This window comes from Phycisphaeraceae bacterium (genome assembly GCA_015709595.1).
In the GTDB taxonomy this organism is placed as follows: domain Bacteria; phylum Planctomycetota; class Phycisphaerae; order Phycisphaerales; family SM1A02; genus CAADGA01.
In genome coordinates, this window is the sequence record CP054178.1 from 1,004,909 (window position 1) to 1,023,029 (window position 18,121).

Below are 18,121 nucleotides of genomic sequence, written 5' to 3' on the forward strand. Positions count from 1 at the left end.
GCCTTCCACACAGAGGTGTGTCCATGCGACAGCCGCTCTGTTTCCTCTTCGGCGCCTTGTTCTTCACGCTGCTCATCGCGCCGCCCGTGCGCATGATGGCGGCGCAGGATCCGCCGGACCGGCCTTCCGAGCCATCCATCGCCCCATCGCTCGCTGGGCGCTGGGCGGTCTACTACGAGGACACGCTGCTGGGGCCGATCTCCGGCGAGGCGCACGGCTCCGACGACGGCGCGAGCGTGGAGGTCTTCCTCGATCACGGCGGGAATCGCTACCACCTGCGCTCCACCAGCGTGCGATGGGAGGGCGGCAAGGCGATCATCGAACTGGCGGGGCGCTCGCCCGCGGCGATCCGCACCACGCAGTTGCCGCTGGAGAAGATTCCGCATCTCCGCGTCGTCGAGGGCGTCACCAGGATCGACGTGACGACGCCCGAGCGCACCGCGGGAATCGAAGTGTCGCCGCGCGGCGGGATCGACCACGACCGCGTGGTGCTGGAGCTGACCGTCAAGGAGCCGGACACGCTCGAAGGCGAATGGCATTACCGCGCCGACCCGCTCACTGAGCGCGACCGCACCGGGCACGGGCGCGTGGGCCGCTTCACGCAGAGGGACGAGAACGGGCGCCTCGTCGGCGAGCAGCGCGGGCGCGAGGTGTGGCTGCGCTCCCGTCCCGCCATCGCCGCGGTGATCGTGACCGATCGGCAGCTCTCTCGCGATGTCACCGCGGCTCACGCCTTCGCCTTCGGCGAGAAGGACTCGGCGCGCCACCTGGTGGTCTTCGGGCGCAACCTGCCTCAGCGGAATCAGGAGATCCGTGAACTCGTCTCACTTCAGCCGGATGTCCTGCCGGACTACCAGGTGCTGTCGTTCTCCACCGCGCTGAGCCAGCCGCACGTCTACAGCGACCTGTACGACCGGGCCTTGGAGTCACTTCAGTCCGGTGCGGGCGGGCAGGGGCCGCCACTGCGCTACAACACCCGTCCCGGCCCGCCCCGCGCGGATGAAGAGGGCATGGAGCTGGACGCGCTGCTGATCCGCGTGAAGGTGCCGGTGGGAACGGCGCCGGGGCGGTATGACTTCCGCCTCAACGGCGCGCGGGCGTCCTGGACGTTGCAGTACGGCGACGCGACCGGCGCGATTCAGATCATCCACGAGCAGGATGAGGAGCAGACGTACTCGACCGATCGAGTCTTCCCCCCGCAGCGGGTGCGAATCCGCATCGACACCGAGGCGCGGCTGCCGCAGGATTCCTTCCCCATCGTGCTGGGACGCAACGGTGAGGTGGCCGCCCTGCGCGGGCGCGCGGCGGACGGCGGCTCACCCGCCACCGTGGCGGCCAAGCGCACGGCGGATGATCCGACGATCTACCTGACCGACCCGATCCTATTGGCCCGGTCCGACCGGGACGCGGCGCCGGGCGAGGTTTATCTGATCGTGGCTGACGGGGACACGATCCGGGCCACGGCGGATGAAAAGGCGGGGCTCTCGCTCACGCCCACGCAGGTGGAGGCCCGCGTCAGCATCCACCCGGAGTCCATCAACGCCTCGTGGAAGAACGCGCTCAAGCGCGCCGCCGACTGCGCGGGCATCGCCGTGCAGGACTGGGGGCAGGTGGCCTTCGAGACCGCCAGGACCGAGTGGAACCTGGTGCTGACCAACCTGGGCTACCACACGTCGCCCATCATGCAGTTCGTGCGCACGCGCGGCGATCGCGATGTGCTCAAGACCAAGGAGATTCAGGTCGGCGATCACGCCGCCATGCTGCTGCTGCGCGACGGGTTCATCGAGATGATGGAAAAGGAGCTCTCGGAGTGGGCCAGGACCACCTCCGGCCCGGTGCGCGAGCAGTTCCTGTCGCAGATGCGGGCCGCGCTCGATCGGGGACAGGACATCCCGCTTGGGTATGTCCGCATCGTGGACCCTGAGGGCGATGAAGTCGCGCTGCGCACGCTCTTCCCCGCCCTGAGGCCGATGCGCGAGTACGGCATCTCGGAGTTCGAGGCCGATCGCCTGCAGCAACGCGCCCTGGACCGCGCGCTGCTCGAATACCGCAAGCACATGCGCGACGCGGTCTGGAAGGCCAAGGGCGTGGGCGACTGCGACATTCCCGCCCTGCTCGACCTGACGGGCTACGGCTTCAAGCCCGTGGCGGATTACATCATCCCGCGACTGATGAAGTTGGAGGACGTGGGCGACCCGCCGCGCCAGCGCTGGGTGCCGGACCGCGTGGCGCGGGCCCGCGTCGCCTCGCTGTACGTGCTGGGCGAGGCGATCCGCGCCCAGCGCGACGAGGCGGACCTGGACACCGCGGTGGTGATGTCGCTCGCCGCGCTGGCGACCTTGCCGCTCAACGCGGTGCGGGCGGCATGGGCGGCCTACACGGTGCTCGCCGTCGATGCCGCCGACGTGGCGTATGTGGTCCTTCACGAGCTGCCGGAGTTCGTGCGAAGGCAGGAGGACGTGAGCTTCTCGCTTGGGGCATCCGCGGTCACGGGCGCCGATCGCATCCGCGAGGCGGAAGCCCGCGAGCAGCAGGCGTGGGAGCTGCTCCTGAGCGGCGCGGGCGCGGGGCTGGGCGCGGCGGGCAGCTCGGTGGACGCCGTTCGCGCCGTGCGGGGCATCCGCGACGTGCCCGTGGACGAGATCCGCGATGCCGGCGCCGCGCTCGTGCGCCGCCTCGATGAAAAGGGGCTGGATGAAGTCAGCCGCTTCACGCGCGAGGAGGCGCGCACGCTCGGGGCCTATCTGTCCGAAGCGCGCGAGATCGTCCGCCGAGCCGGCGTCGAGGCGCTGACGGACGACCAGCGGCTGGCCCTGCGCAATCGCGAGCGGCTGCTCGATCATCTGGCCGCCCGCGGCGAGGCCCTCAGCGAGGCGGAGGCCGCCGCACGCGCGCTGGACCGGGCTCATCCGCCCGACCCCCGTCCGGCCCTGCCCGCGACCACCGCACAGTTGGAGGACACGGCCCGATCGCTCGCCGGTCGGATCGAGCGCGCCTCCAGCCAGCTCGACGAGATCAGGAACAACCCGCGACTTCAGCCCACCGACGCCATGCCCCCGGACGAGGCCGCTCGCATCAACCGGCAGCGTGAGACGGCGGTGCGGCGAACCGCCGACCACATCGGCGACCTCAAGGCGCGGGAGAAGATTCTGAGCGCCATGATCGAGGAGTCCCGCGCCTCGGGCGGCGCGGCGGCGATCAAGGCCGATGACCTCGACTGGCTCACCGGGCGACGGGCGCGTCTCAACGAAACCGACTACCTCGAAGCGCGGCGAACCGTGTTCGGCGACAACCGGGGCGACTGGAAGCGCGTCACCAACCTCGCGGACGGGTCGGCGTCGGATCAACTGAAACTCCACAAGGCCCTCACCTACCGGCGCGAACAGGTCAACGGCCTGCTGGACGAAGTCATGCGGCGCGTGGAAGCCGAGGAGGGCGTCTCCGGGCTGCGACGCCAGTCCTTCGGCTCCAACAACCTCAAGAGCGACTACGACCTGTCCATCGAAGGACCGGGGGCGGAACTGGTCGTCAAGCGATTCAACGAGGAGTTCCGCAAGCGCTTCGGCGGGCAGGAGAGCGGAACCGTCTTCGACACCAACGTCTACACCGACCCGGTGTACCGCATGTTCCGCGCTGACGCGGAAGTCATCGGACCCGGCGGCATGAGTTACGCCCAGTTCGATGACCTGCGGCAGTTCATGTATGACCAGATGGCCACCGTCAAGTACATGACGCCTGAACAATGGAAGCGTCACCGCGCCCTGCTGGAGGAGGGGGCTTCGGAGGCATCGCGCGGGGCCCTGCGCCGCGTGCTCAACGAGGTGGAGTACTTCCAGGCCTCGGCCCACCAGCAGTTCCTCTCGCGAGTGGGACGGATGCGCGAGGCGCGCACGCCCAACCTCGAGCTGCGCGTCACCAACGATCTCTACGGCGAGACGCTGGAGCAGATTCACGGCCTGCGCAAGGTGGCCGACGCGCTCTCCGACGCGCGGCGCGGCAAGCCCATCTCGATGTCCATGCTGCCGCCCTGGATGCACGGCAGCGAGTTCGCCCTCAAGTTCGACCTCGTCAGTGACCTGATCCGGCACGGCGACCCGCAGGTGCGGCGCTATGGCGAGCAGATTCTCGATGAACTGCAGGCCCGCGTGGCCAATCAGCTCCGCATCAAGCAGGGCCACGCGCTCTACTACGCCAGCGAGGCGTATCAGACCGAAGGCACCATCCGCCATGTGGTCGGCGAGATCCAGGCGGGCGGCGAGGCCGTCACCGCCGAGCGACTGCTCACGCGCCCGCTTCAGCACCCCGAACTGCCGGGCGGTGGGCCGTACCTCAACTCGCTGGCCGAGAACCGGGCCAACATGTACAAGGAACTGAACGCGATGCACGCGTTCGACGAGGCGGGCAACCTCGCCTCGGGGTTCGAGAAGGCGGAGAAGGCCGCCATCAAGGTGGCCAAGTACTTCGTCCGCCAGCTGGATGCCGCGCACCGCGCCGGCATCGACCTGCGCGAAGCGCTCTCGCACGACCTGAAGCTCATCGCCCAGACGGTGGAGCTGGACAAGGCGCGCTCCAGCAGCGAGGCCTTTCAGGAGATGCTGCGCCGCATGGACATCACGCCGGAGGACTTCGTCGCCCGCGCGCTCAATGCCTCGGACGTGCTTTCGCGGCGCGGCATGGAGAACTCGCCGCTCCACGACTTCGCCGACGCGCTGGCCAGGTTCTACCGCAACGGCGACGAACACGCGGCGTCGATCGTCCGCCGCGCCCGCGAGAACCCCGGGCGGCTCGGCCCGCCTGATCCGCCCGGCCTCCCGGGCGGGTCGCGCGCGGCGTCGCAGCCGCCCATCGATGACGAGGCCGTGGTCGCTGAACTGAGGCGGCTGGAGGAGGTGATGGAATCCCGAGCGCCGGCCCGCTACGCCGACCCGGTGCTGACGACGCCCGAACCGCCGCCGGCCTTGCGCGTGGATGACGCCGTGCGCTCCGGCGACGAGACGCTCGACAACGCCATCGCCTCCGCGGATGAGACCATCAACCGGCTCGCCGAAGGCACGGTGGACATGGCCCGCGCCGCCGAGATGGAGAGCACCGCCGACATTCTGGCGCGGATGCGCCGCAACAACCCCACGGCGGATGAGACGATCGCCCCACCGCCCGCGGATCTGCCGCCGCCCGCCGTTGGTCCCGGACGTACCGCGCCGACCGGTCCCAACCTGCCGGGGCGCGACGGCGCGTACACCGCCGGACGCAACAGCGAGTTCTACGTGGGCGAATACGTCGGCCAGGGCAAGTACTCGGTGGTGTACGCCATGCCGCCCTCGCCCGACCGACCGAAGGAAGTCATCAAGATCCTCGCGGGCGAGGCCATCGAGAACGGCGAGGATCCCTTCATCGTGGCCCGCGAGATGGACGAAGCCCAGCGGCTCCTGCGCGACGCGGGCATCGAGCACCTGCCGTCCGAAATCGTCACGCGCAACGTCGATCGGCCCCACATGTTCCAGCGCGACCTGCGCGGCGACCCCAACTACCAGCTCTTCAGCGGACGGCAGGGAACCGACCCCACCGTCTTCACACGCGACCACCAGGAAGCGGTGGTCAAGCTGTTCAAGAAACTCGCCGACAAGGGGCTGATCTGGGAGGACGCCAAGATCGACAACATGTACTTCACCATGAAGGACGGCGAACTGGTCGCGGGCATCCTCGACACCGATCGCATCGTGCCATTCGGCAAGCGCGACATGCGCTGGGCCGAGATCCGCCAGGGCATCGAGGTCGCGCCGTTCTACACCAAGTTCAAGATCCGCTCGCTCACCGATTCGCGCCGCCCGCCCGATATCGGCGATGACCCGACCAAAGCCATCTTCCCCGACGCCGAGTTCTTCATGGAGAAGATGTTCGAGTACGGCGAGCGATGGATCGCCTTCGATCGCGACACGCGAACCTTCCGACGCACCAAGATCGACCCCGACCTGATCGCCAGGCACTTCCCCGGCTTCCGCGATGGACGCAACGTGGACTTCGACTTCGTGAACGGCCGTCCGCTGCCCGAGGCGGAGCGACCGCCCGTCTCATGGCGGGCGCCGGAGGAAGCCCGGCCCGATCCCCTGTTCGACGCCGCGGGAGAAACGCACGACATCGGGCTGCGGACGTGGCGGGATCGGTCGCCCCACGCGGCGGCGTCGCCTCTGCGCGACGGTCGCGACGTGGTCGCATGCATCAGCTGCTTCGAACGACGGGCGGCATAGCGCGCCGGAATCACCAGGCATGGCGGGGCACGGACGACCGGGATCGGCTATCGTGTGCCCGACCCCAGGACACCCTGCATGAGCAGTTTTCCGCCCGCCTCTCCCCCGCCATTTCCACCGTTCAACGCGCCGCCCGATCCCTTCGGCCCGGCGCCGCGGACGCGCATCGCCCTGGGCGGGCTGGGTGCGGCGGCGGCGTGGGTGGTCATCCTCGTCATCACGCTGGGACTGGTGATCACGGTCAACCTGCCCAAGACCGAAATCGAAGGCGGACGCGACGTACTGGGGCTGCGCATGATGCAGATGCAGGCGCAGTACCTGCTGGCGATCGCCCCGAGCGAGCCGGCCTCGCGGGCGAGCTTCCTCGAACGCCGCGAGATTGAGCAGATCAACACCGGTTCGATCGCCCAGCGGCTTCGGTTCGCGGTGGTGGCCGGCGACCTGGGCGGTCCCGCCGCGGCGCTGGGCGTGCTGGATGAACTGGAGCAGCGCGTCAACGATCACAACGCCGAGGCGGCGTCCAATCCGCGGCTCACCCGCGTGGAGTGGACGGCGGATGAGGCCGCCGCGCTGCGCCTGCTTCGCACGCTCTACGACGCCCGCACGGGCGGCGCCCCCGGCAACGACGTGCTCAGCGCCGACGACATCGCCCTGCTGGAGCGCGAACTGGAATGGTTCGCCCGGCTGGCCCTCAACCCCCCGGGCGGGGACGAGGCCGCCCGCAAGGCCGTCATGGCGCCGGCCACGCGGCTGCTGGTCATCATGGTCACGATGGTCATCGCGGGGCTCTGCGTGGGCGGACTGGGCCTGATCGGGTTGATCGTGCTGTTCATCCTCGCGGCCATGGGAACGGTTCGCATGGGGGTCGCGCCGTCACGCGCCCCGGCGGGCGTGTACGCCGAGACCTTCGCCTTCTGGCTGCTGCTGTTCTTCGGGCTGCAGGTGGTGATCGAGACGGCGCCTGTCCCGCCCGGATCGGAACTCTTCGCCGGCGCCGTGGCGTTCTTCATCAGTCTGCTGGCGCTGGCATGGCCCTGCATCCGCGGGGTCTCCTGGCGCGACGCGCGGCGCGACATCGGCCTCACCCTCGGACGAGGCGGCGTGCTCGAGCCCGCCTTCGGCGTGGCGGCGTACGCCATGATGCTGCCCTTCCTCGCCGTCGGCGTACTGGTGACCCTGATGCTGGTCTTCATCGCGGGAGCGGTGTCCGGCGCCGTGCCCGACACGGGACTGGGACCGTTCTCCCCGTCGGGCGGACCGGCCCACCCGCTGCTGGGCGCGGCGGGCACCCAGTGGTGGACGATCATCCAGATGTACCTTGTCGCCAGTGTGGCGGCGCCCGTGGTGGAGGAGATCATGTTCCGCGGCGTGCTCTACCGCAACCTGCGCACCGGACTGGGCGCCCTGGGCCCGGTGATGGCGGCCGTCGTCGGTACCTGCATCAACGCGCTGATCTTCGCGGCGATCCACCCGCAGGGGTGGGTGGCGATTCCCGCGCTGGGGGGCATCGCGGTGGGCATGACGGTGGCCCGCGAGTGGCGCGACTCGCTCGTTGCGCCGATCCTCGTCCACGCCATCAGCAACGGCGTGGTGACCACGATCATGCTCGTGGTGCTGGCGGGCGGGTGAGGACGAGGCGACTCACATCCGCGACGCATCCGGCTCGATGCGGATCACGTCGCGCAGCCGCAGCGACGAACGACGCAGCGCCAGGAAGATCCACCACCCGTTGACGACCAGGTACGCCAGCCCGATGAGCAGCATCACCACGCTGCTCTGCACCAGCACCTCGCCCACGCGCTCCAGGGCCGGCAGTCGCCGGTATTCCGAGATCGCGTCGGCCAGCACCCCGACCATCAGCGCCAGCAGGGCGAGGGACATGGCCCGCATGCCCTGTCGTCCGCCTCGCGCCTCGCGGTAGACGCGGCTGCGTGAGCCCACGATGCGCAGCAGACGCCCCTGTCCGCGCAGCGCCAGGGCGCCGCCCAGGGCCATGGCGGTCGCCAGGGACGCCTCGGTCCATTCGGCTCTCGCGCCGACCGTGACGCCCGCTCCCCCGGTCAGCGCCAGCAGCACCAGCGTGCCGGACGCCGCCGCGATCAGCATCTGGCCCGCGGCGGACACCAGGCACTGGGATCGCGGCGTTCGATCCTCGCCGCTCCACAGGCGCGACCCGAGAAACAGGCACGCCGACGCCCCCAGCAGCGAGAGCGCCGACGCCCCGCCGGCCAGAATCGCGGTCTTGGACCTTGGATCAACATCCACCAGCAGCCGCAGGATCGGCTCCCGATTCCCCCAGCTGTCCACGGCCAGCAGGGCCATCGCGGCGATCGCCAGGTCCAGCGTCATCACCAGCAGGATGGTGGACCCCACCAACCGCTGATCGCGCAGGCGGGGCAGGCGGGAGGCCTCGGGATCCACCTCGGCGGTGACGGTGGCTTCCACCGGCAGCCCGCACTCGGGACACGGGTGCTCCACGCGCACACCACGCAGGTTGTAGCCGCATCCCCGGCAGTGCAAGGTGCATGCGATGACCGCACGTTTGATGACCGGGGGCGACGGCGACGAGTCGCCCATGAAGCGGCTCCAAGGCCCGGCGGGGCACGGGGCGAACGGACGGGATCGAGGCATCCGCCGGGACGGATGGATTATAGAGGATCGTCATGGGCAACCGCCATGTGACCCGATCAACCCGCCGAACCGATCCTCGATCAACGCGGCGTGGGGTGCTCCATCTGCTTTCGGGGGTCGCGTCCGCTTCCGTCGAGCGATCCGTCCCGGCTATACTCGCACCTTCGCCGACCCGTGCCGGTTCATGTCTTGCGTCGGCTCCCGGCGTGCTTCCCGCGTGCCCCCAGCGGCGTCATGCAGGCGGACCGGGATTCCTGCCGCTTTCCCCGGCCCGTGCGGAGATCACGCGTGCGGGGGGACAGTCCATCGCTGAGGAAGGATGCCGACCCCATGGCCCTTGAGTCGCTCGAACGCCTGCGCCAGAACATCACCAGCGTCTACATGGGCAACGTGGCGGCGGTGGACCGCATCATCGTGTGCCTGCTGGCCCGCGGACACGTGCTGATCGAGGACGTGCCGGGCGTGGGCAAGACCGTGTTGGCCAACGCGCTGGCCAAGTCGCTCGACTGCACGTTCGCCCGCATCCAGTGCACGCCGGACCTGCTGCCCAGCGACATCACGGGCGTCTCGATCTTCAACCGCGACGGTCGTGCGTTCGAGTTCAAGAAGGGGCCGATCTTCCACAACATCGTCATCGCCGACGAGATCAACCGCACGACGCCCCGCACGCAATCCGCCCTGCTGGAGGCGATGAGCGAAGGCACCGTGTCCGCCGAGGGCGAGACCTACCGCCTGCCCGAGCCCTTCATGGTGCTGGCGACGCAGAACCCCTACGAGTTCGAGGGCACGTACTTCCTGCCCGAGAACCAGCTTGATCGGTTCATCATGCGCATCTCGCTGGGCTACCCGGCCCCGGATGATGAGAGCCGCATTCTCATCAAGCAGCCCGCCCGCACCACGCTGGCGGAACTGAAGCCGGTGATGAACGGCGCGGACGTGATCGCCCTGCAGGGACGGGTCGATCAGGTGAAGGTCGACCAGTCGCTGCTGGACTACATCATTGCACTGGCCACCGCCACGCGCGAGAACGAGGATCTGCAGGTGGGCGTCAGCCCCCGCGGCGCACTGGCGCTCACGCAGGCGGCCCGCGCCACGGCGGTGCTCAACGACCGTGACTACTGCGTGCCCGAGGACATCGTCTCCAACGTGATCCCGGTCTGCGCTCACCGCGTGATCTCGAAGACCTACATGCACACCGGGGACACGCTGACCACCAAGCGACTGATCCAGCAGGTGCTGGAGACGGTGCCCAGCCCGGCGTGATGAAACTCGGAGCGGCGGCGAAGCCACCAGTGGCACAGGCATCAGTGGCACAGGCGTCTCGCCTGTGATCCTCGGATCGTGCTCAACGCCCGATCTGGCGATGCCAGTGCGCGGCGTGTCGCTACACCGCGACTCACCCCGATCCGCCCGATCCGTGTGATGACCCTGCTCGACATACTCCAGTCGACCTTTTGAAGTCGGCTGGTCGATCGGCAGGCGGGGACGCCTGCCCACTGATTCACCCGAACGCCGAAGGTAGGCCGAAGCCCCTGCGCAACGTGGCGAGCTGCCCGCCGTGGTACCCCTCGTGCCAGGCGGCGAAGTGACCCAGATCGCCCAGCGTGGGGGCGTAGTTGCGCCAGTTCTCCGCCGTGGGCGTGTCCATCTGCTCAGCGGTCATCGACTCCAGCCAGCGGACGACCGCCCCGTGCCGCTCGTCCATCGCCTTGAGCACTTCCGCGTACGACGGGTACTGCGAAGTGTCCGAGGTGGGCTTGGAGCCGTAGCCGAAGATCGTGTGCCACTTCTCCGGCAGGGCGAAGCCGGCCGCGCCGCCGAACTCCTTGAGGAACCAGTCATCGGTGCAGGCCAGATGGCCCGCAATCCACAGGGCGTGGTTGACGCACGAGCCCGGCTGCTCGCAGCAGCGATCAGCGGGGATGCCTTCCAGCAGTTTCTTCGTGGCCCCGCGAGCGAAGCGGACCTGATGAACGGCGCGGGCGTTGGGATGCGCGGCGACGGTGGCTGACATGGCGTGATTTCCTCTTTCTGAGCGGATGAAGAACCGGACGTGATCCGGGTTGGATGCCGGATCATGTAGTTTGGTTTCTGTACGGTACACGAGGAATCCCGGCGCGTCAAGGGGTGAACACCCGTCCGTTCATCCGAGAGAATGGCTGAAACCGGACGCCGAAAACTACGCCCCTATCGTTCCCACCATGACCGCTTCGTCACCATCCCCCGCGCGCCCCCCCGTCATCCTCATCATCCGCGACGGATGGGGCGAGAACCCCCATCCCGAGCACGATGCGTTCAACGCCGTCAAGATCGCCCGCAAGCCGGTGGATGACATGCTCCGCCGCGACTGGCCGACCACGCTCATCACCACGAGCGGCGAGGATGTGGGACTGCCGAAGGGCACCATGGGCAACAGCGAGGTCGGGCACCAGAACATCGGCGCCGGACGCATCGTCGATCAGGAGGTCATGCGCATCACCCGCGCCATCCGCGATGGATCGTTCTTCGTCAACTCCGCCCTGCGCGGGGCGTTCGAGCACGCCCGCTCCCGCGGCACGAACGTCCACATCATGGGGCTGGTCTCCGACGGGCAGGTCCACAGCGACCTCGATCATCTCTTCGCCCTGATCGACCTGGCGAAGCGCGAGGGGTTCCCCGGCGAGCGGCTGTTCATCCACGTCTTCACTGATGGACGCGACACCGGCCCGCGCACCGGGCTGGGGTACGTGGAGCGGCTGGAGGCGAAACTGCGGGATGCCGGAGTCGGGCGCATCGCCACGGTGATCGGCCGGTTCTACTCCATGGACCGCGACCACCGCTGGGAGCGCGTGCAGCGCGCATACCAACTGCTCACAGGCCGCTCGACGGGAAGCGGAGGACCGCCCATCCGCACCGCGGACTCCGCCCGTGAGGCCATCGAGTGGGCCTACGCCAACCCCATCGACGCCAACCGGCAGGGGGACGAGTTCATCCCCCCCACCCGAGTGAAGGGTGTTCCCGGCACGATCTGCGACAGTGACGCGGCGATCTTCTTCAACTTCCGAGGCGATCGACCGCGCGAGATCACCAAGGCCTTCGTGCTCGATGACCAGGCGTGGAGGAACGTTCAGGGCGGCGGATTCGATCGCGGCCCGCGACTGGCCAACCTCTACTTCTGCGGTATGACGGGCTACGAGGCGGGACTGCCCATGACCGCCGTGGCGTTCGACAAGCCGCCCCGGATGGTCGGCATTCTCGGCGAGGCGGTGTCGAAGCACGGGCTGACGCAGTTCCGCTGCGCCGAAACCGAGAAGTTCCCGCACGTGACATTCTTCTTCAACGACTACCGCGAAGAGCCCTTCCCCGGCGAGAGGCGGCTGCTCTGCCCCAGCCCACGGGATGTCTCGACCTATGACCAGAAGCCGGAGATGAGCGCACCAGCGGTGTGCGAGGGCGTCCTGCAGCGCCTCGCCGCCCCGGACTGCGAGGCGCTGCTCGTCATCAACTTCGCCAACCCCGACATGGTGGGCCATACCGGCAACCTGCACGCGGCGGTGAAGGCCGTGGAAGTGGTGGACGCCTGCGTGGGGCGGATCATCGAAGCGGCCTTGAAGCGGGGCGCCTCGCTGGTCATCACCGCCGACCACGGCAACGCCGAGCAGATGTGGAGCCCCGAGCACAACGCGCCGCACACGGCGCACACGGTCTACGACGTGCCGCTTCACGTGGTGGGCGAGCCGTGGCGAGGCCGCCCGCTGAGACCGGGTGGACGCCTGGCGGACGTGGCGCCGACGGTGCTGGCGTTGATGGGACTACCCCAGCCGCCCGAGATGACGGGGCGCTGCCTGCTCGGCACGTGACCCGCGCAGCCCGGTTCTTCCGATACAGTGTCAGGACGACGAAGGAGTTCACACGCGATGAACGATGACCTGGGCGGCCGCGGCGCCGGGAATCCGCATGACCGAGCACCGTCGAGGCCCGACCACAACGGCAGGCCCCCGCGCTGGGGCAAGGCCTCGGGCACGCCTGAGGAGCAGTACTTTCTTGAAGGCCCGCGCACCCGCCGCTTCGAATTCTTCCGCGCCATCCGCATCCTGATGGAGTTCATCCGAGGGTTCCGGCGTCTTCACTTCGTGGGTCCGTGCGTCACGGTGTTCGGCTCGGCACGATTCCACGAGGACAACGAGTACTATCAACTCGCCCGGCGCGTCGGCGCCGAGCTGGCCGGCGTGGGGTTCACCGTCATGACCGGCGGAGGCCCCGGCATCATGGAGGCGGCTAACCGCGGCGCCAAGGAAGCCGGAGGCACATCCATCGGCTGCAACATCGTCCTGCCCATGGAGCAGAAGCCCAATCCTTACCTCGACCGCTGGATCACCTTCCGCTACTTCTTCGTGCGCAAGGTGATGCTGGTGAAGTATTCCTACGCCTTCATCGTGCTCCCCGGCGGGTTCGGCACCATGGATGAACTCTTCGAGGCGGCCACCCTCATCCAGACCGGCAAGATCCGCGACTTCCCCATCGTGCTCATGGGACGCGAATACTGGCAGCCGCTGCTGGACTTCATGAATCACCGGCTCGTGGCGCAGGGCACCATCGACGCCAGGGACATGGAGCGCATCTTCGTCACCGACTCGCCCCGCGAGGCGGTGGCTCACGTCGTCGAGGCGGCCACGGGACGATTCGGCTTCACCTGGCGCACGGCGGCGCCCAGGCCGCACTGGTACCTGGGCGAGCGAGCCGCCGCCGCGCCGGTGGTGGAGCCAGTCGCCGCCTCACCGGGCGGCGGGAGTGAACGATCGGGCGGCCCAGGAAGCACGCCATGACGCCAACGTCAACACCTCGTTCGACCGCGGCCGCCCCCGCGTGGAGCACGCTCCGACGGACCGATGACGTCGTGCTTCTGCATGCCGCCAGCGCGGGCGAGGTGCGGCCGGATGACCCCCTGCCGGCGTTCGCACGCGCGCTCGTCACGATCCACCGCGCCGGCATCGTGGGCGCCAAGCGGCTCTCCCACGACGGCCGCCTGCACTCGATGGGCGAGATGGTCATCCACCCCAAGGGCTTCCACTCGATCGGTCGCGGACTCCCCGCCGAGGCGTTCGGCTACCCGGAGGAGGTGGACGCCATCACCGGCGGTGTGATGGCGGTTCGTCCCGATCTCTTCAATGAACTCGGCGGCGAAACCGCGTTTTCCGGCGCGCTGGACGCGCTGGCCGCCTGCCTGGAAGCGCGGCGTCGCGGCTGGCGCATCATCACCCTTCCCGAGGTGATTGTCGCGGACGACGCCAAGGTCGATTGCTCCGCCGCGGAACACGAGTCGCTCGTCCTTCGCTTCGGCTTCGACTGGCGCTCGCCCGACCTGGACGCCGTGAGGCGTCTGCACGCCGGCACGGGGCTGCTGTGGAACGCCCGGTTTCTCGGCGGCCCGGCCCGCTATCTCAAGTACGAATCCCGCCCCGCGCTGCACTGGAAGTCCTACGCCGAGGTTCCCACCTACCGCTCGCGGGCCGAGGCCATCGTGAAGTTCATCGCCGAGCAGGCGACGACGCTGCTCAGCCGCGGGACATCGGGCGTCGCCGGACTCGCACTCCTCGACTTCGGTTGCGGCGACGGGCTGTTCTCGCACCTGTTCGCCCAGCGCGGCTTCAGCGTGACCGGCGTGGATGTGGAATCATCCGCCATCGCCCAGGCGCGTGAGAAGACCGACCAGCAGGCCTACCCCGGCCCGCGTCCCGCGTTTCGACCCGTCGAACCAGGGCCCCTGCCGATCCCCGCCGCGTCGATCGATGTGGCCGTCATGCTGGATGTCATCGAGCATCTGCCCAACCCGGTGGCGGTGCTGCAGGATCTCCGCTGCGTCCTCAAGCCGGGCGGGGTGCTGGCGGTCGTCACGCCCGAATGGCAGTACGGCGGATGGTCCGATGCGATCTATCACATCTGCGAGTACACGCTGGATGAACTGGCCAGCCAGGTACGCACGTGCGGCTTCGCGCCGGCCCAGGCGGGGCGCGTCGGCGCGCCGTATCGGGACGTGATCCTGGTGGCGAAGTCCGGGGCGTCGTGACACCGCAAGCGCCCGAGGCGCCGAGTGAACCGCCGCGGTGGCCGGGTGAGCCGCGACCGCGAGCGAGCGGAAGTCCTATCGGATGCGGAGCACGTCACACGCGCCGCCAGAACCGCGGGGTGACAAGGGCCACCAGCGTCACGATCTCCAGTCGCCCGAGCAGCATCATCATGCTCAGGGTGATCTTGCTGCCATCGGTCATCCAGCCGTAGTTCGCCATCGGCCCCACCTTGCCGAAGCCGGGGCCGGTGTTGCAGAAGGTCGAGAAGTTGGCCGAGATGGCGGTGGTCAGGTCGAGCGTGCCTCGCGGTTCGAAGACATAGAGCAGCAGCGTTCCCACGCCGTGCAGGATGACCATGCCGACGGCGAAGCCCATGCAGGCGAGCTGGACCTCATCATCGACGATGCTGCGACCGATGCGCACGGGTCGAACGACGCTGGGGCGGAAGGCGCGCTCGAGAATGGCCATGAGCGCCTTGATGATGATGAGCAGGCGGATCACCTTCAGCCCGCCCGCCGTGGACCCGGCGCAGCCGCCAAGGATGGACACGAAGGCGATGACGGCCCGGACTTCATCAGGCCAGCGATCGAAGTCCGCCGTGGCGAAGCCGGTGGTGGTCTGCACGGAGACGACGTTGAACACCGCCGCCTGGAGCGCGTAGCCCACGCCCGCCTCGACATGCTCGCCCGTGGTCTTGACGACGACGCGCCCCACGATGCCCGCCGCCACCACGATGGTGCAGGCGGCGAGAATGCCGAAGTACAACCGCAGTTCGCGGTCGGCGAGCACCTCGGCGTACTTCCGTCGCAGCAGGTGGTAGTACAAGGCGAAGTTCACCCCGCCCAGAATCATGAAGATGGTGATGACGATGTCCACCGCCGCCGAGTCGTAGTGGCCGGTGCTGGCGTTCTTCGGGCTGAAGCCGCCGGTGGAGATGGTGGAAAGGGCGTGGCACAGCGCATCGAAGGACGACATGCCGCAGAGCAGCAGGGCCACGATGAGCACGGCGGTCATGCCCGAGTAGATCTGCAGCAGCACGCGGGCGGTGGAGCGGATGGTGGGCATCACGCCCTCATCCACCGGGCCGGAGACCTCGTTGAAGAACAGCCGCTTGGCGCCCACCCCCACGCTGGGCAGCACCGCAATGAATACCACCACGATGCCCACGCCGCCGATCCACTGCGTGAAGGCGCGCCACAGCAGCAGGGCATGCGGGACCGCCTCGATGTCGGTGAGGACGCTGGCGCCAACGGTGGTCAGCCCGCTCATCGACTCGAAGTAGCAGTCCACGTAGTTCAGAAAAGGGTGGCCCGGCGGAACGGCGTCATCCAGATGCGCCCACACCCAGAAGGGCAGCGCGGCGTACCCCGCCCCCAGCAGCCAGGAGAGGGCCACCAGCAGCAGGGCCTCGCGCCGGCCGACATCCTCAGAGCCGCCCCTGGGCGGGCGCGTCATCCACCACACGAAGAACGCTCCCACCAGTCCTCCGCCGCCCACGAAGAACAGCGCCAGCTTGGCGGCGGCGTTGACCTCCTCGCCGCGGAACCACTGGACGAGGTAGAAACCGCCCGCGACCAGCAGGAGCACGACGCCCAGCACCATCTGCAGGGCACACAACTGGTTGACGACGAGGCGGAGATTCATGGTGCTTCAGGAATCATCCACAGATGAACACGGATCAACTGGATGGAACAACAGATCGTGGGCGGCTGGCTCTGGGGGATTGGGCTCGGATTGTTGTCATCGGTGATGAAACTCAGAACTCGGCCTTTTCTGCGGCATCCACTTCATCCGTGTTCCTCGGTGGACTTCTTCAATGCGGACCGAGTTCATCCGTGGTTTCATCATCCTCATCGCAGGTCCAGCACCTTGCGCAGGGCTTCCTCCTTGCCGTGACGCCCCACCACGAGCAGCGTGTCTCCCACCTGGATGACGTCCTGGGCGCCGGGCACGTGGATGGCGCCGTTGCGCTGGATCGCCGCCAGCATCCAGTTGGGGCTGAGCTTGACCTCGCGCAGCGGCAGACCCACGACCTCCGACGCGGCCTTGATGCGCACGCGGTACACGTCCACCTCACCCTCGGCGAGCGAGGCGAGCTGGGTAAGCGGGCGTTCGTCGATGGCGCGCTCGATCTCGCGCACCGCCACGGCCCGCGGGCTGAAGGGCTTGTCGATGCCCAGCCGCTTGAGCACGTGCAGGTACTTGGACTGCTCCACCACCGCCACCGCCTGACGCACCCCTGCGCTCTTGGCCAGAAGACAGCCGAGGATGTTCTCCTCGTCATGAGCCAGGGCCACGAAGGCGTCGGCATCGCCGATCCGCTCATCCTCGAACACCGTGCGATCCGTCGGGTCGGCCTGCAGCACAGTGACCCAGTCCAGTTCGCGGGCCAGCTCCTGGGCGCGCTGCCTGTTGGTCTCGAAGAGCCGGATCGAGATGTTGCGGTTCTTGAGCGCCCGGCACAGCCACACCGCCATGGGCGGCCCGCCCATGATGACCACCCGCCGCCGCCCGAACTTGTCGTCGTGGAACATCCTGCGGGCCACGGGAAAGTGCGCCGGATCGCCCACCAGCACCACGGAATCGCCCGGCTCCACCACGGTATCGGCGGCGGGGACGAAGGCCCCCTGCTTGCGCACCACCGCCGCCAGCCGCGTTCCCTTGGGCAGCCGCAGCTGCGCCAGGGGTATCCCCAGGGCGTCGGCCTCGCGCGACACGGGAATCTGCTGCATCTCGATCTGCCCGCGGGCGAAGTTCTCGATCGCCAGCGCCCCCGGATTGCGCAGCGTCTGCCCGATGGCCACCGCGGTGGAGTACTCCGGGCAGATCAGCCGGTCGATGCTGAAGTGCTTCTCGTAGTTGAAGTCGCGTCCCTCGAAGTAGTCGCTCTGGTGGACGCGGGCGATGGCCTTGCGCGTCCCCAGCCCCTTGGCCACCGAGGCGGTGATCAGGTTGACGTCGTCCTTGCTGGTGGTGGCCAGGACCAGATCCGCCGACGCCGCCCCGGCTTCCAGCAGGACTCGGGCCTGCGAGCAGTCGCCCGCCAGGGTGCGCACGTCCAGCGTGTCGCCCACCTGGGCCAGCCGGGCCCGGTCGGTGTCGATGATGGTGATGCTGTTGTCGCGGGCGACGAGCACCTCGGCCGCATGTCGGCCCACCTCGCCGGCTCCGCAGATGATGATGTCCATGTCGTTCTTC

At 68.6% G+C, this 18,121-nt stretch carries 10 protein-coding genes; 6 read left to right on the forward strand and 4 right to left on the reverse strand.

Annotated features, from left to right (window positions below):
* Window positions 1–23: 23 nt before the first annotated feature.
* A complete protein-coding gene (locus tag HRU76_04265; GenBank protein QOJ16848.1) occupies window positions 24–6,245 on the forward strand; it encodes a hypothetical protein in 6,222 nt (2,073 codons plus the stop codon).
* A gap of 78 nt (window positions 6,246–6,323) precedes the next feature.
* Window positions 6,324–7,874: a CPBP family intramembrane metalloprotease gene (locus HRU76_04270; protein QOJ16849.1), complete on the forward strand. Its 1,551-nt coding sequence runs from the start codon at window positions 6,324–6,326 to the stop codon at window positions 7,872–7,874.
* 12 nt (window positions 7,875–7,886) lie between these two features.
* Here the strand turns inward: HRU76_04270 and HRU76_04275 are convergent, their stop codons facing one another.
* Window positions 7,887–8,822, reverse strand: coding sequence for a hypothetical protein (locus HRU76_04275; protein QOJ16850.1), 936 nt, complete (start codon window positions 8,820–8,822; stop codon window positions 7,887–7,889).
* Between the two features lie 384 nt (window positions 8,823–9,206).
* Between HRU76_04275 and HRU76_04280 the strand changes: the two genes are divergently transcribed.
* Window positions 9,207–10,139 carry a MoxR family ATPase gene (locus HRU76_04280; protein ID QOJ16851.1) on the forward strand — a complete coding sequence of 311 codons (933 nt, stop codon included), beginning with the start codon at window positions 9,207–9,209 and terminating at the stop codon, window positions 10,137–10,139.
* Between the two features lie 238 nt (window positions 10,140–10,377).
* On the opposite strand, the gene HRU76_04285 is transcribed toward HRU76_04280, so the two are convergent.
* On the reverse strand, window positions 10,378–10,890 hold the full coding sequence (locus HRU76_04285) for a DinB family protein (protein QOJ16852.1): 513 nt from the start codon (window positions 10,888–10,890) through the stop codon (window positions 10,378–10,380).
* A 187-nt stretch (window positions 10,891–11,077) separates the two neighbouring features.
* On the opposite strand from HRU76_04285, the gene HRU76_04290 reads away from it, so the two are divergent.
* Genes HRU76_04290 through HRU76_04300 form a run of 3 tightly spaced genes read left to right on the forward strand, consistent with a single transcriptional unit; the run spans window position 11,078 to window position 14,922 of the window.
* Window positions 11,078–12,715, forward strand: a complete 1,638-nt coding sequence (locus HRU76_04290; protein ID QOJ16853.1) for a 2,3-bisphosphoglycerate-independent phosphoglycerate mutase — start codon at window positions 11,078–11,080, stop codon at window positions 12,713–12,715.
* Window positions 12,716–12,772: 57 nt separating this feature from the next.
* On the forward strand, window positions 12,773–13,681 hold the full coding sequence (locus HRU76_04295; GenBank protein QOJ16854.1) for a TIGR00730 family Rossman fold protein: 909 nt from the start codon (window positions 12,773–12,775) through the stop codon (window positions 13,679–13,681).
* Window positions 13,678–14,922 carry a methyltransferase domain-containing protein gene (locus HRU76_04300; GenBank protein QOJ16855.1) on the forward strand — a complete coding sequence of 415 codons (1,245 nt, stop codon included), beginning with the start codon at window positions 13,678–13,680 and terminating at the stop codon, window positions 14,920–14,922. Before HRU76_04295 ends, HRU76_04300 begins: the two co-directional genes overlap by 4 nt.
* A 94-nt stretch (window positions 14,923–15,016) precedes the next feature.
* Here the strand turns inward: HRU76_04300 and HRU76_04305 are convergent, their stop codons facing one another.
* Complete coding sequence (locus tag HRU76_04305; GenBank protein ID QOJ16856.1) at window positions 15,017–16,567, reverse strand: TrkH family potassium uptake protein; 1,551 nt, start codon at window positions 16,565–16,567, stop codon at window positions 15,017–15,019.
* Between the two features lie 206 nt (window positions 16,568–16,773).
* Window positions 16,774–18,111, reverse strand: coding sequence for a Trk system potassium transporter TrkA (gene trkA / locus HRU76_04310; GenBank protein QOJ16857.1), 1,338 nt, complete (start codon window positions 18,109–18,111; stop codon window positions 16,774–16,776).
* Window positions 18,112–18,121 lie beyond the last annotated feature (10 nt).